Origin of the sequence: Micromonospora terminaliae, from assembly GCF_009671205.1 — a bacterium.
In the GTDB taxonomy this organism is placed as follows: Bacteria; Actinomycetota; Actinomycetes; order Mycobacteriales; family Micromonosporaceae; genus Micromonospora; species Micromonospora terminaliae.
The window spans coordinates 475,223-488,904 of the sequence record NZ_CP045309.1; the positions used below are offsets into that span (position 1 = coordinate 475,223).

The following is a 13,682-nucleotide window of genomic DNA, read 5'->3' on the forward strand; positions in this document are numbered from 1 at the left end:
ACCGAGGAGGCACCGATGCGGGACAACACGCGGTCGTGGCGACGAGTCTCCTACGACCAGTATCTGAGTGCGGTCGCGATGACGCTGGCGCGGCGGCACCGCCCGGCCTGGTCCTGGCGGAAGTGGAAGTGGGCCTGCCGCTGTGGATCCGATCTGCCGTGCCGTAACCGACACCGCATCCCGATCAACCGCGGCCACTGGCCCGGTCAGGACACCACGCGATGACGACCCACCTCCCGGTCACGCCAGCGTGGACCTGTGGCGGCTGCGGCGCCCACTGGCCCTGCCAAACCCGCCGCCAGGAACTGCGAGCGGAGTACGAAGCCGCCCCGGTCTCACTAGCTCTCTACCTGGCCGCCCAGCTGGTCGACGCCAGCCACGACCTGGCCCATGTCCCCGCCGGCCACCTGCACAACCGCTTCCTCGGCTGGACCCGATGAGCATCCTCCGAGTCGGCGACGAGAAGTACCACTACAGCGACGGCTCCCACAAGTGGATCCCGCCGGACCCGGACTACGACCAGGAGGTCTGGGACGAGCAGGTCCGCCAACACAAGCAGTCCCACCTGAGAAACGAGCGCCCCAAAGTCCGCCTCCACCGCCTCGTCTAACGACCCACGGAGAAGATCTTGGACGGAAAGGGCCCCGATAGGGGCCACTTCGTACCAAGATCTCCAGCGGCGGCGAACGAAGCCGCAACTCACCGGCGGACCAGAACCAGCGCGGGGTTCGGGGCAGCCCGACCCGCGCAGGGATCAAGCCTGACCGCCCGGAGCGGGCCGGGCTGCCCCGAACCCCACCATCGCAACCATCGACGGCCTCAGCGCCCGCCCACGGACCGGTACCAGGTCTTCTCGGTCCCCGCCAGGCTGAACGTTTGCTTCCGGTCCGGCTGCGCCACCACCACGAGGCCCGGCCGGTCGACGAGCCGGGTCGTCCCCGGCGGCGCGGCGAACGAGGCGTCCCGGGTCCGCCAGCTCAGCACGGCGAGCGGCTGTCCCGGCACCGGCAGGTAGTAGGCCTGCAAGGTCGTGGACCGGTCGGCAGGCGAGACAACAGGAGCGCCCCCACCAGCAGGCCGGTAGACCACGGCGGTCATCGTCCCGGTGGCACTCTCCCAGGTGAGCTGCTCCAGCTCACCCGGCTCCCCGCCACCGAGAGAAACCGACCCGAGCGACCGCACCGCGATCTTCGCCATCGGCCACGATTCCGGCGCCGACAGGGGCGCCTGCCGGTCCCCGATCCGCCGCGGCACGCTCCCGAACGGTCCCCGCTCCCCGGCGAGCACACACGTATCCAACCCGCTCAGCGCCCGTTTCCCGGAGCCCGTCTCATCGCGCACCAAGGGGTAACGAGGCGCACGAGTCGCCGTACCCAGGTCGAGGACGCGGTCCGCGGCCCGGCCGCGCGGCAGCGAGCGGGTGGGCCGCAGCGTCGCGGTCACCGACACGGCCTGGCAGGGCGGCACGGCGACCGGCTCGGTGATGCCGTCGGCCGCGGGCAGCGCCCTGCCGTCGGGGCCGAGCAGGCGTTCCACCCGGGCGGAGGTGAGGTAGCGGCGGCCGGTGGGCTGCTGGACGGGCAGCACGTCGGAGTAGACCAGGTAGCCGGGGTCGGTGTACTCGGTGGCGTGGGCCACCCGCCAGCGCTGCCCGTCGCGGTCGAGTTGCAGCAGCCAGGAGGCGGCCTCGCCGGGCACGTCGGCGGCGACCAGGGCCACCGGCGATCCCGCCACCTCGCCGGAGTAGAGGATGCCGGAGGAGGAGAGGTGGGCCCGGTCGTCGATGGGGGAGCGCCAGTCGCGCACGGCGTCGGTGATGCCGGCGGTGGCGGCGGCGTCGCGGGCCAGGCTGCCCCGCGCGGGCCACACCTCGAGGGTGCCGTCCAGGCTGTCGTAGCCGACCGGCAGCGTCGCGGGCTGCCGCCCGGCGACCGGGCCGCAGCCGGTGAGCAGCAGGACCAGCAGCGCGGTGGCCGTCGTGCCGCGTCGGGCTGAAGCCACGCTGTACGCCCCCTGTATCCCATCGCTGGTCGTGTCCGGAAGCCCACATGGTACGAGACGGCCCGTCACCCGGCCGCGCCCGCCTCACCCTTTCGGATGATGACCATTGAGGACGGTGGACGGTGCGATTCGTACGCCAATTTCCGGCTCCGGTAGACTCCGCCGACTGTGACGCCTGCCGAGCCCCGTGGCGACTCGACCCCGGACGCCGACGCCTCGGGCGGACCGCTCTCCGTCATGGTGGACGAACCGCCGGTCACCGCCCGCGACGCGGAGACCGTCGCGCCGGCCGCGCGGCGGCGGTGGCGGTGGACGCCGCGCCGGCTCGACCTTGCCGTGTACGGGGTGTTCCTGCTCGCGGCGCTCTGGGTGACCAGCGGGATCTGGGCCGACCCGGCGGGCCGGGTGGCCGCGCTGTACAGCAGCGACCCGGCGCAGGTGCAGTTCTTCCTGGCCCACTCGGTGCGGGTCGTGCTGCACGGCGAGTTCCCGTTCTTCACCGACCAGTTCAACTATCCGGACGGGGTCAACCTGATGGCGAACACCGCCATCCTGGCCCTCGGCATCCCCATGGTGCCGGTGACCCTCCTGTTCGGACCGGCGGTCTCCTTCGTCACCCTGGTCACGCTCGGCCTCGCCGGCACGGCCGCCGCCTGGTACCGGGTGCTCTCCCGGCACCTGGTGCGCCACCGGCTGGCCGCCGCGGTGGCCGGCTGGTTCTGCGGGTTCTCGCCGGCCATGCTGTCGCACGCCAACTGGCATCCGAACATCATCAGCCAGTTCCTGCTGCCCTTCATCGTGTGGCGGGTGCTGGTGCTGACCCGTTCCACCCGGCCGGTCCGCGACGGCGCGTTGCTGGCGTTGCTGGTCACCGCGCAGGCGTTCGTCAACGAGGAGATCCTGCTCTTCACGGCGCTGGCCTGCGGAGTGTTCCTGGTCGCCGTCGTGGTGCAGCAGCGCGAGCGGTGGGCCGCCGCCTGGCGCCCGCTCGGCGCCGGGCTGGCCGTGTGCGCGGCGCTCGCCGGGGCGCTGCTGGCGTACCCGCTGTGGGTGCAGTTCGCCGGCCCCATGGCGTACCACGGGCTCAGCGACACGGTCCGCGACTACGGCAACGACATCGCCGCGTTCTTCACCCCCGGCTCGCCCACACTGGGCGGCAACGAGCGCGCCAACGCCAACCTGGCCCCGAACTACTCGGAGGAGAACGCCTTCTTCGGCTGGAGCCTGTCGCTGCTGGCCGTCGGCATCGTGGTCTGGCTGCGGCGGGACGTGGTGGTCCGGGCACTCGCCGCGACCGGGCTGTTCTTCGCCGTGCTCTCCCTCGGCGAGCGGGTCTCCTGGTGGGACCGGGACCTGGTCACCGGCCCGTGGGAGGTGCTGGTCAAGCTGCCGCTGCTGGACGCCGTGGTGCCGACCCGGTTCGGCCTCATCACCACCGTGGTCGTCGGGGTGCTGCTGGCCCTCGCCGTGAAGCGGGCCGCGGCGCTGCGGGTCGTGGAGCGGCGCACCATGCGTACGCTGACCGCCGCCGGCCTGGTGTTCGCGCTGCTGCCCATCGCGCCCATGCCGCTGCGGGTCACCACCCGCCCGGCCGTGCCGAAGTTCATCAACGCCGACCGCTGGCGGGAGTACGTCGGGCCGGACCAGACGCTGGTCTCCGTGCCGGTGCCGGCCATGGGCAACACCGACCCGATGCGCTGGGCGGCCAGCACCGACCTGGCCTTCAAGATCCCCGGGGGCTACTTCCTCGCACCCCGCAACGGGGTCACCGGCGACCCGGGCCGCTTCGGTGGCCGGCCCAGCGGCATCGGCGAACTGCTCGCCGAGGTCGAGGCCACCGGGCGTACGCCGAAGCTCGACGAGCGGCAGCGCCGCCGCTTCCTCGACGAGCTGCGCCACTGGCGGGCCGCCATCGTGGTGCTGCCGCTGAACGAGCAGAACGCCGAGCCGCTGCGCCGCACCGTGGAGCAGCTGGCCGGGCCCGCCCGGCAGGAGCTGGACGTGTGGTTGTGGGACGTCCGGACACTGACCAGCCAGTCCGCCTGACCGGCCCGGACCGCCCCGCCCCCGCGCCCCGGCGCCGGTGGCGGCCGCGCCCGGTCGACGCGCTCGTGGTCGCCGGCTACCTGGGCCTGGCCGTGCTGCTCACCGCCGGCCAGTGGCGCCGGCCCGACCGGCTGTTCCACCAGGCCGGCGACCAGATGCTCTTCGAGTGGATGCTGGCGCGGGCCGCCCGGGCCGTGACCGGCGGGGAGAACCCGCTGCACAGCACGGCGTTGAACGTCCCCGACGGGGTCAACCTGATGGCCAACACCTCGGTGCTCGGGCTGGGCGTGCCGCTCGCCCCGGTCACCGCGCTGTTCGGCTCCCAGGTGGCCTTCCTCGTCGCCGTGGTGCTCTGCCTCGCCGGCACTGCCACCGCCTGGTACGCGCTGCTCGCCCGCCGGCTGGTCCGGTCCCGGGCGGCCGCGGCGGTGGGCGGGCTGTTCTGCGGCTTCGCCCCCGGGCTGGTGTCGCAGGCCGGGGCGCACCTGCACATGGCCGCCCAGTTCCTGGTCCCGGTGATCCTCGGGCTGGTGTTCCGGCCGGCCGCCGACCGGGTCCGCCGGGACGGGGTGCTGCTCGGGCTGGCCGTCGCCTACCAGGTCTTCCTCGGCGAGGAGGTGCTGGTCTTCCTGGCCCTCGCGGCCGGGGTGTTCGCCGGGGCGTACGCCCTCGCGGACCGGGCGGGGGCGCGCCGGCTGGCGCCCGCGGTGGCGCGCCGGCTCGGCATCGGCGCGCTGGTGGCCGGGGTGCTGCTGGCCTACCCGCTCTGGGTCCAGTTCCGCGGCCCGGGGCACTACACGGGCATGCCCTTCTACGCGCGGGGCTACCGGCTGGACCTGGCCTCCTACGCCACCGCCGCCCGGCAGACCGTCGCCGGGGACGGCCACCACGCCGGGCTGCTCTCGCCCAACCCCACCGAGGAGAACTCCTTCTTCGGGCCGTTCCTGCCGCTGCTGGCCGTGCTCGTGGTGGTCCGGCTGTGGCGGCGGCCCCTCGTCCGGGCCCTGGCGGCCTGCGGGCTGCTCTTCGCGCTGCTGTCCCTCGGCACCACGGTGGTGGTGAACCGGCACGACACCGGGCTGCCCGGGCCGTACCGGCTGCTGGCCCGGGTGCCCCTGCTCGACCTCGTGGTGCCGGCCCGGTTCGCGCTGGTGTGCGTACCGGTGCTCGGGGTGCTGCTGGCCCTCGCCCTGGACCGGGTCCGGCGGCGCGCGGCCCGGACCTGGGCGCCGTGGGCGGGGGCCGTCGCCGCCGCGCTGCTGCCGCTCACCCCGACCCCGATCCGCACCGTGCCGGTCACGCCGGTGCCGGCCTTCGTGGCCGACGGCGACTGGCGGGCGTACGTGCCGCCGGGGCGGACGCTGGTGCCGGTGCCCCCGGTCACCGGGTCGGCGGTCAGCCCGGCCACCTTCTGGTCGGCGCGCGCCGGGCTGGCCTTCGACGCGCCGGGCGGCTATTTCATCGGCCCCCGTGCGGCGGACGATCCCAGGGCGCACTGGGGCGCGCCGGACCTGCCCACCTCGCTGCTGCTGCGCCGGGCCGCCGAGACCGGCCAGGTGCCGCCGATCGGCGACGCGGAACGCCGCCAGGCCGTCGCGGACCTGCGGCACTGGCGGGCCGCGGTGCTCGTGCAGGCCGACTCGGCGCCGGGCGACCCGGTCCGCGCCACGGTGGACGCCCTGGTCGGCCCCGGCCGCGACGTCCCCGGCGCCCATCTGTGGGACGTCCGCCCCCTGGTCGGCTGACCCTCCCGCCGTCAGCCGTCAGCCGTCAGCCGTCGGCCGTCAGACGCGGTCGCGGACGTCCCAGAGCCAGACGTCGTCGACGCGCTGCGGCTCGCCGAGGAGCTGCGTCAGCAGGTCGCGCAGCACCGCCTCGCGGGGGTTCGCGCCCAGCACCACCACCGATGCCTTCCAGAAGCGCAGGTCGTCGAGGGCCTGGCGGCGGTTCTCGTCGGTGAGCGGCGGGACCTTGTCCGCGTCCATCGTGGCGTAGATGAGGGTGCTGGTCGGCCGGTTCGGGGCGCCGAAGACCCCCTCGCCCGCCTCGTTGGGGCCGATGAAGTACCCGCCCGGGATGGGGAACTCCTGCCGGGTCAGCGCACTCCAGCGCAGCGTGGGCAGGCCGTGCACGTTGCTCGGGATCGGCACCGGCACCAGGGTGCGGCCGTCCGGCACGTAGGGCCGCCAGCCGCCCGCCGTGATGAAGTGCGGCGGCGGGTCGATCTGCTGGGCCGGCAGCGGTCGGGGGAACAGCGGGAGCAGCGCGGCCACGATGGCGGCGTACCCGACGGGGCGCAGCCAGCGCCGACGGAGCCCCGGGGCGGCCGACCCGGTGCGCTGGGCGGGCACCGGCGGGCGGCCGCGACCGGACAGGGCCTCCCAGGCCAGCGCGAGCAGCACGCCGACCGCGGCGGCCACCACGAGGCTCAGCCGGGTCGGCATCATCATCTCGACCAGCGGCAGGTCGTCCGGCACGTACGCCCAGGGGCCGTCGACGGTGGTCTCCACGCCGTCGAAGCGCACCTTCGGGCCGATCGCGGCGACCGAGAAGACCACCACGAGCACGGCCAGGATCCGGGCCGGCAGCGAGCGGCGCACCAGCAGCACGAGGGCGACCAGCGCCACCAGCACGAGCGGCCAGCCGAACCACGTGTTCTGCTCGGTGAGCCCGATGGTCTTCTCCACCGCCTCGTCACCGGCCACGGTGTCCCGGGCGAAGGTGACGAAGGCCATCAGGTCCTCGCCCCAGTTGTGGAAGACCCCGCCCTGCAGGCCCCGGTAGGACTGCGGCCCGTTGAACTGGAACCAGATCGGGTAGGCGGTCAGCAGCAGGGCCAGCCCGGCGCCCACGCCGCCGGCGGCGAGGAACGCGCCGGCCCGCTCCCGCGCGGCCCGCGGCCGCTGCACCACCCAGGCCACCACGACGACCAGGCAGGCCAGCGCCGTGAGCAGCAGCATCTCCTCGTTGATGAAGATCTGGTACGCCACGAGCAGGCCCAGCGCGACGCCGTTGCGCCGCCACCGGCCCGGTTCGCCGAGCCGCAGGACCCGGGCCACGATCAGCGGGAGCAGGAAGTTGGAGACGAAGTTCGGCTGCCCGTTGGCGTGGTGCACGATGCCCGGGGCGAAGCCGAGGAACGCGCCGCCCACGAAGGCCGCCCCGCGCGAGCGCACCAGGTGCCGGGACAGCATCCAGTAGGAGGTGGCCGCGGTGGCCGAGAGCGCCGCGCCGAGGTAGAGCGCGTACATCACCTGCGGGCCGAGCAGCAGGGTGAGCGGCGCCAGCGGCAGGGTGACCCCGAGCAGCGAGGTGTTCGCCATCATGTTCACGCCGTCCGGCGCGTTCTGCCGGGCGGTGAACAGGGGATTCTCGAGGTGACGCACCGAGTAGGCCCCGTGCGCGAACAGCCACTCGAACCAGCTGTGGTCGGTCGGCAGGTGCGAGGAGACCCGGTGTTGCACGTCGCCCCAATAGTTGAGGCAGACGAGAACGCCGAGCACCACATAGGCTCCGATGGCCAGCACGTCGGCGCGGGCCGGCCGGCGACGGAGCCGGCGCGGCGGGTCCGCCACGGCGGGCTCGGCCTCGACGGGCGAGGAAGTCAGCGAGGGGTCCACCACCGGCACGGCCACGACGGGCCATCGTACAGGCGGCACGTCTCGTACCGGTTTCGGCCGAGACGCCGGGGCGCGGCGTGGGGAGGGGGTGGTCGTGACCGTCATCGATCTCGGTGAGCTGCGCGACGACGCCCCACCGGAGCCGGCGCGGCGTCGTCCGCGGGCCGCCGGCCGTCCGTTCCGGAGCGTCATGGTGCTGCTGGTGGCGTTGGTCACGCTCACCGCCGCGGCGCCCCCGTCGCGGCCCGCCGCGCGCACCCTGGCCGGCGGTCCCGCGGCCGCCGCGTTCGTCTCCGGCGACCGGGTGTACGTGGTCGAGCCGGCCGACCCGCAGCGCGGCGTGGGCCGGCAGCTCGTCGCGTACCGGGCGGGTGAGGGTCCACCCCGGACACTGTGGCGGATGCCGCTGCCGGGGGCGGGCGAGGCCATCTCCGTGTGGGAGCAGGACGGCAGCGTCCTGCTCGTCGGGCGGACCGCCGGCGACTCCGCGTACGAGACGGCCGCCTTCGACGCCCGCACCGGCAGGGTGACCTGGGTGCAGCCCGGGGTGGGCTTCCCGGCCGGCGAGGCGCTGCTCATGCAGGTGCCCGAGATGGCGGACCGGCAGCCGATCCGCCGGGTGGCGGTGAGTGACGGCCGGACCCTGTGGTCGGCGCCCGGCACGCCGGACGACGTCGAACTCAGCTTCGGCCCGTCCGGCGTGGATCGGCTGGTCCACCTGCCGGCCGCGGGCGAGACCGCCGTCTACGACGCGGTCAGCGGTGCCCGGCTGGTCGCCCGCGACCTGCGCCCCGGCGACCTGCCCACCCGGCAGCGCACCCTGCTCGCCGCCGGGATGCTGCTGGTGGTCGGGGACGCGGGCAGCACCGTCACCGCCTACGACCTGGACACTCTCCGGCGGCGCTGGACGGCCGCGCTCCCGCTGGTCGGGTACGCGGAGCGGTGCGGCGGCCTGCTCTGCGCGAGCAGGCAGACCGGCGGGATGTGGGCGCTCGACCCGGCCACCGGGGCGGTGCGGTGGACCGACGACCGGTGGGTGGGTGCGTTGTCGGCCGCCGGCGGCCGGCTCCTGGTCGCGACGGGCATCGCCCCGGACACCGGGGCCGGAACCGGCCTGGCGGTCGTCGAGGAGGCCACCGGCCGGCTGCTGGCCGACCTCGGTGTCTGGGAGGTCGTGCAGCAGGACGAGTTCGACGGCCGGCTGTTCGGCGTCCGGCGGATCCGGAACAGCCGCCTGCTCCTCGTCGAGCTGGACCCGGCCGGCGGCCTCCCCGAGATGCGCGACGTGCTGTTCGGGGCCGTCGGCGACTGCCGGATGGGCGCGAAGCTGGTCGTCTGCCGCCACACGAACGGTGGGTTCGGACTGTGGCGGCTGCCGTGAGTCCGGTCATCGAGCTGGGGGAGATGCGGCACGGCGAGGAGGCCGACGAGCCGTCCCGTGCGCCCGGCCGGCCGCCGGGCCGGGTGGCCCGGGTCGTGGCGGTCTGCTGCCTCGCCCTGCTGACCCTGGCCGGCGCGACCCCGCCGGCCCGGCCGCCTGCGGGGCTCAAGGTGCCCGCCCCGCAGGGCGCCATCTTCCTGGTCCTGGCGGGCCGGCTGGTGGTGGCCGACGGCCCGGGCACCGTCGGCCTGGGCGGCCGGGTGGTCACCGGGCACCGGCTGCCCGGCGGCGAGCCACTGTGGCGGTTCACGCTGACCGCGGGGGACCACGTCCTCGGGCTCGGCACGGTGGCCGGCGGGCTGCTGGTGACGAGCAGCCCGGCCGGGGCGGGCGACACCCTCTCCACCCTGCTCGATCCGGCTACCGGGGCGGTGCGCTGGCGCCAGTCCGGGTACCCGGTGTCGACCGCGTCCGGCGGGGTGCTGTTCGAGACGCCGCGCGCGGCCGGGACGGGCACGGTCCTGGCCGTCGACCCCGCCTCCGGCGCGGTGCGCTGGTCGCTGCCGCTGCCCAGCAACGGGGTGGCGTACCGGACGGGTGACCGGGGGGTGACGCAGATCGTGCTGGTCACCCCCGACGGGCGGGTGGAGGTGCACGACGCGGACTCCGGGGCGCTGGTGCGTGCCGGCCGGGTGCCGCCCGCCGCCGACCGCGTCTCCTACCGGTTCACCCAGGTGGTGGCCGACCTGCTGCTGGTCGACGGCGCGCCGGGCACCGTCACGGCGTACGGGCTGGACCGGCTGGACCGGCGCTGGGACGTGCCGGTGGAGCCCCGCGCCGGGGTGTGGTTCGTCGAGTGCGCCGGGATGGTGTGCATCCGCGACCAGGTCGGCGGGGTACGCGCCCTCGACCCCGCCACCGGCCGGCCGGGCTGGGTGGACGACCAGTGGATCGGGATGGCGCCGTTCGGCGGCCGGCTGCTCGGCGCCCAGCCGGGCGTCGGGCTGGAACTGGAGCTGTCGGTGCTCGACCCGGCCACCGGCCGCGCGCTCGCCCGGCTCGGCCGCTGGCGCACCGCGGGCGTCGAGAGCGGCCAGCTGCTCGGGCTGCGCCGCCTGACCGGCGACCGGACACTGGTCGGCACGCTGGACGTGGCGGCCGGCGAGGCGCGCATCCGGGCCGTGCTGCCCGGCTCCTGGGACGAGTGCGCCGACTCGGGCACCGCGCTGGTCTGCCTGCACCCGTCGGGCGGGCTGGTGATCTGGCGGACGGGCCGCTGACTCAGCGGGTGGCCGGCGGCCGGGTCACCAGTTGGCCTGCGCGGGCGCCGGCGGCAGCGGCACCGACTCGGGGCGCACGACGTAGACGACGCCGCCGCTGCCGCCCTGCCAGGCCGCCTCGAACGCCGCCCGGGGCACGGTCCGGCGGACCCCCTCGTCGTCCGGGGCGTACGGGTCGTTGAGCACCGGGTCGCCGTCGGCCGTGAAGCCGACGAGCACGATGAGGTGCCCCCGGGTGTCGTAGTCCAGCCCGGGCACCTGCCCCCGGCGGAAGGACGCCGAGACGATCAGCGGGATGCCGGCGGCCACGAACCGTTCCGCCTCGGCCAGCGAGCGCAGCCGGGTCACGAACGCGTCCACCCCGTGCAGCCCCGCGTACGCGGTGTTGAACGGCCAGTTCCCGGCCCCCGCGTACGCGTGGTCGTAGCAGTGCCGGGCGGCGTGCACCACCACCGGCCGGGGGCCGGGCGGGGCGACCCAGGCGTACCGGTCCGGGGTGGGGCCGGCGCCCCAGAAGTCGAGCACCATCGAGACGCAGGTGGGGCTGCACCAGGAATCCCCGCCGCCACCCCAGCGGGTCTCCCCGCCGGCGTGCAGCCGCTGCGCGTACCGGGGCACGTCGAGCACCCGGCCCCGGGCCTCGCCGGCCTGCGTGCCGGTCGGGACCGGCGCCGGGACCGGGCCGCCGTCCGGTGCACCGGGCGCGCCCGCCCGGGTGGCCGGCGTGCCGGTGCTGGTCCGGTCGCCCGCCGAGGCGACCACGCCGACCGTGCGCAGCACCGGGCCGGCCGGCGCGCCGGTGCGCCGGAGCAGGGTGACCCGGACCTGCCAGCCGGTGACCGTGGCGCCCGTGACGCGCAGCGTGTCGGCCGCGACCGAGGCCGCCTCGTCGGACTGCCCCGGCACGGAGGAGCGGTGGATGGCCGTCTCGTCGGCGGCCCACCGGCCCAGCTCGTACCAGCCGGTGGTGGGGGTGTCCCCGGCCCACCCGCGCAGCTCCACGCGCAGCCAGCAGCCGGCCGGGGCGTCGGCGGTCCAGGAGGGGACCAGTTCGGTGGCGGCGAAGCCGACCGGCACCACCGGGGAGGTCCAGGTCGCCGCGTCGTAGCCGGCGGTGTCACCGGAGTGCGGGTCGGTGTGCTCCAGCCGGTCGGCCGGCGTGCCGAGCACCAGCCCGTCCGGGCCGGCGGCCACCCCGTCGGCGGTGCCGAGGTGCAGGTCCGCCGGGAAGCGGAAGCGGTGGTACGTCACGTCCCGGCCGGGGTCGACAGCGGTCATGCGGGCTCCCGTCGGGCTCGGGCCCGCGGCCGGTGGCCGGGGCGTTGTCGCTCGCTGCCGGGCAGCATCGCGTACCTGAAGATTTTTTGCAACGACGGCGCGCGCGGGACGCTTGGCCTCCCGCACTAGGTTGTGGGAGGTCACGAGGTGGGAGGCCGGGATGCGGGTACTGGTGGTCGAGGACGAGCGGAACCTCGCCGACGCGATCGCGCGGGGGCTGCGCAAGCGCGGGATGGCCGTGGACGTCGCCTACGACGGCCACGCCGGGCACGAGGCCGCCTTCGTGACCCGCTACGACGTGGTGATCCTGGACCGGGACCTGCCCGGCGTGCACGGCGATCGGATCTGCGCCGACCTGGCCGCTTCCGGCGCGCTCACCCGGGTGCTGATGCTGACCGCGAGCGGCACCGTCGCGGACCGGGTGGAGGGGTTGCAGCTCGGCGCCGACGACTACCTGCCCAAGCCGTTCGCCTTCGACGAGCTGGTCGCCCGGGTGCAGGCACTGGGCCGGCGGGCCACCCCGGCCGCTCCGCCGGTGCTGGAGGTCGCCGACCTGGTGCTCGACCCGGCCCGCCGGGTGGTCGCCCGCGGCGGCGAGCCGGTCGACCTCACCAACAAGGAGTTCGGCGTGCTGGCCGAGCTGCTCAGGGCCCGCGGCGCGGTGGTCTCCAGCGAGGAGCTGCTGGAGCGGGTCTGGGACGCCAACACCGACCCGTTCACCACCATCGTCCGGGTCACCGTGATGACCCTGCGCAAGAAGCTCGGCGACCCGCCACTGATCGAGACGGTGGTCGGTGCGGGCTACCGGATCGGCGAGGCCGCCGCATGACGGGCCGGTCCCGGCTGCGGCCGACCCTGCGGCTGCGGCTCACCCTGCTCAACGGGGTGCTGCTGGTCGGCGCCGGTGCGGTCCTGGTGCTCCTGGCCTGGCTGCTGGTCCGGGACGCGCTGCGCCCCGCCGACGAGCGGGAGCTGCTGGTCAAGGCCCTGGTGGCGCTGGTGGCCATCGGCATGGTCGGGGTCGCCGGGGCGTACGCGGTGGCCGGCCGGGCGCTGCGCCCCCTGCACCAGGTCACCGCCACCGCCCGCCGGCTCGGCGAGACCACACTGGACGAGCGGATCGGCTGGTCCGGCGCGAACGACGAGGTCGCCGAGCTCGCCGAGACGTTCGACGCCATGCTGGACCGGATCAGCGACGCCTTCGAGGCGCAGAAGCGGTTCGTGGCCAACGCCTCGCACGAGCTGCGCACGCCGCTCGCCGTGATGCGCACCGAGATCGACGTGACACTCAGCGACGACGAGGCGGACCTCGCCGAGTACCGCCGGATGGCCAGCGTCGTCCGGGAGGCGTCGGAACGCGCCAACGGGCTGGTCGACGCGCTGCTGGTGCTGGCCCGCAGCGAGGCGCAGACCGGCGGCCGGCTGGCCCGCCGCACCGAGTTCGACCTGGCCGTGGGCACCGCCAACGCGCTCTCCGCGATGGCCCGCGAGGTCGAGCGGATCGGCCTCAAGGTGCACACCTCGCTGCGTGCCGCCCCGGTGGTCGGCGACCCGGGCCTGCTCGACCGGCTCGCCGGCAACCTGGTGGAGAACGCGGTCCGCTACAACCACCTGCACGGCCGGCTCTGGGTGCGCACCGGCACGGACGGGCAGCGGTCCTGGCTGGTGGTCGGGAACACCGGCTTCGAAGTCGCGCCCGCCGACGTGCCGGGGCTGTTCGAGCCGTTCCGGCGCGGCGGGCAGGAACGCACCGGCGCCCGCGGCTCCGGCCTCGGACTGTCCATCGTGCGCGCGGTCTGCGACGCGCACGGCGGCACGGTGAAGGCCGTCGCCCAGCCGGGCGGCGGCCTCGAGGTGACCGTCACCCTGCCGTCGGCCGACGCCCCCGCGGCCACCTGAGGACCCGACCGGCGTCCGCGCGGCCGACCGACGTACGCGCGGCCGACCGACGTACGCGCCGGACCGCCGACCTGTCGGCCGCCGCCCGCCGAACCACCATCGGTGGTCACCTGTTCGTGCGTCCGGCCCGGCTGTCCGATCCGGTCGGCGCCGGTGGTCGGCCGGGTGCGACGCGGT

At 75.4% G+C, this 13,682-nt stretch carries 11 protein-coding genes; 8 read left to right on the forward strand and 3 right to left on the reverse strand.

Annotated features, from left to right (window positions below; genetic code table 11):
- The first annotated feature begins 221 nt into the window (after positions 1-221).
- Positions 222-440 (forward strand): flavin reductase, encoded by a 219-nt coding sequence (locus tag GCE86_RS02220; protein WP_154225353.1) that lies wholly within the window; start codon positions 222-224, stop codon positions 438-440.
- Positions 437-610, forward strand: coding sequence for a hypothetical protein (locus GCE86_RS31525; RefSeq protein WP_167537019.1), 174 nt, complete (start codon positions 437-439; stop codon positions 608-610). Before GCE86_RS02220 ends, GCE86_RS31525 begins: the two co-directional genes overlap by 4 nt.
- Positions 611-819: 209 nt before the next feature.
- On the opposite strand, the gene GCE86_RS02225 is transcribed toward GCE86_RS31525, so the two are convergent.
- Positions 820-2,001, reverse strand: coding sequence for a hypothetical protein (locus GCE86_RS02225; protein ID WP_154225354.1), 1,182 nt, complete (start codon positions 1,999-2,001; stop codon positions 820-822).
- Positions 2,002-2,169: 168 nt separating this feature from the next.
- Here GCE86_RS02225 and GCE86_RS02230 point away from each other — a divergent pair, with 168 nt between their 5' ends.
- Positions 2,170-4,047 (forward strand): DUF6311 domain-containing protein, encoded by a 1,878-nt coding sequence (locus tag GCE86_RS02230; RefSeq protein ID WP_154225355.1) that lies wholly within the window; start codon positions 2,170-2,172, stop codon positions 4,045-4,047.
- Positions 4,005-5,792: a DUF6311 domain-containing protein gene (locus GCE86_RS02235; protein WP_154225356.1), complete on the forward strand. Its 1,788-nt coding sequence runs from the start codon at positions 4,005-4,007 to the stop codon at positions 5,790-5,792. Before GCE86_RS02230 ends, GCE86_RS02235 begins: the two co-directional genes overlap by 43 nt.
- A gap of 39 nt (positions 5,793-5,831) precedes the next feature.
- Here GCE86_RS02235 and GCE86_RS02240 read toward each other — a convergent pair whose 3' ends face one another.
- Complete coding sequence (locus GCE86_RS02240; RefSeq protein WP_208818105.1) at positions 5,832-7,667, reverse strand: DUF6311 domain-containing protein; 1,836 nt, start codon at positions 7,665-7,667, stop codon at positions 5,832-5,834.
- A gap of 94 nt (positions 7,668-7,761) precedes the next feature.
- Here GCE86_RS02240 and GCE86_RS02245 point away from each other — a divergent pair, with 94 nt between their 5' ends.
- Together GCE86_RS02245 and GCE86_RS02250 are read left to right on the forward strand one after the other, a co-directional pair.
- Positions 7,762-9,048 (forward strand): outer membrane protein assembly factor BamB family protein, encoded by a 1,287-nt coding sequence (locus tag GCE86_RS02245; protein ID WP_154225358.1) that lies wholly within the window; start codon positions 7,762-7,764, stop codon positions 9,046-9,048.
- Positions 9,045-10,328, forward strand: coding sequence for an outer membrane protein assembly factor BamB family protein (locus GCE86_RS02250; protein WP_154225359.1), 1,284 nt, complete (start codon positions 9,045-9,047; stop codon positions 10,326-10,328). Before GCE86_RS02245 ends, GCE86_RS02250 begins: the two co-directional genes overlap by 4 nt.
- 24 nt (positions 10,329-10,352) lie before the next feature.
- Here the strand turns inward: GCE86_RS02250 and GCE86_RS02255 are convergent, their stop codons facing one another.
- Positions 10,353-11,606 carry a C39 family peptidase gene (locus GCE86_RS02255; RefSeq protein WP_154225360.1) on the reverse strand — a complete coding sequence of 418 codons (1,254 nt, stop codon included), beginning with the start codon at positions 11,604-11,606 and terminating at the stop codon, positions 10,353-10,355.
- Positions 11,607-11,766: 160 nt separating this feature from the next.
- Here GCE86_RS02255 and GCE86_RS02260 point away from each other — a divergent pair, with 160 nt between their 5' ends.
- Together GCE86_RS02260 and GCE86_RS02265 are read left to right on the forward strand one after the other, a co-directional pair.
- The gene (locus tag GCE86_RS02260; RefSeq protein WP_154225361.1) at positions 11,767-12,435 is read left to right on the forward strand and encodes a response regulator transcription factor; all 669 of its coding nucleotides are present in this window, start codon (positions 11,767-11,769) and stop codon (positions 12,433-12,435) included.
- A complete protein-coding gene (locus GCE86_RS02265; RefSeq protein ID WP_154225362.1) occupies positions 12,432-13,505 on the forward strand; it encodes a sensor histidine kinase in 1,074 nt (357 codons plus the stop codon). The genes GCE86_RS02260 and GCE86_RS02265 overlap by 4 nt, the downstream gene beginning before the upstream one ends.
- Positions 13,506-13,682: the final 177 nt, after the last annotated feature.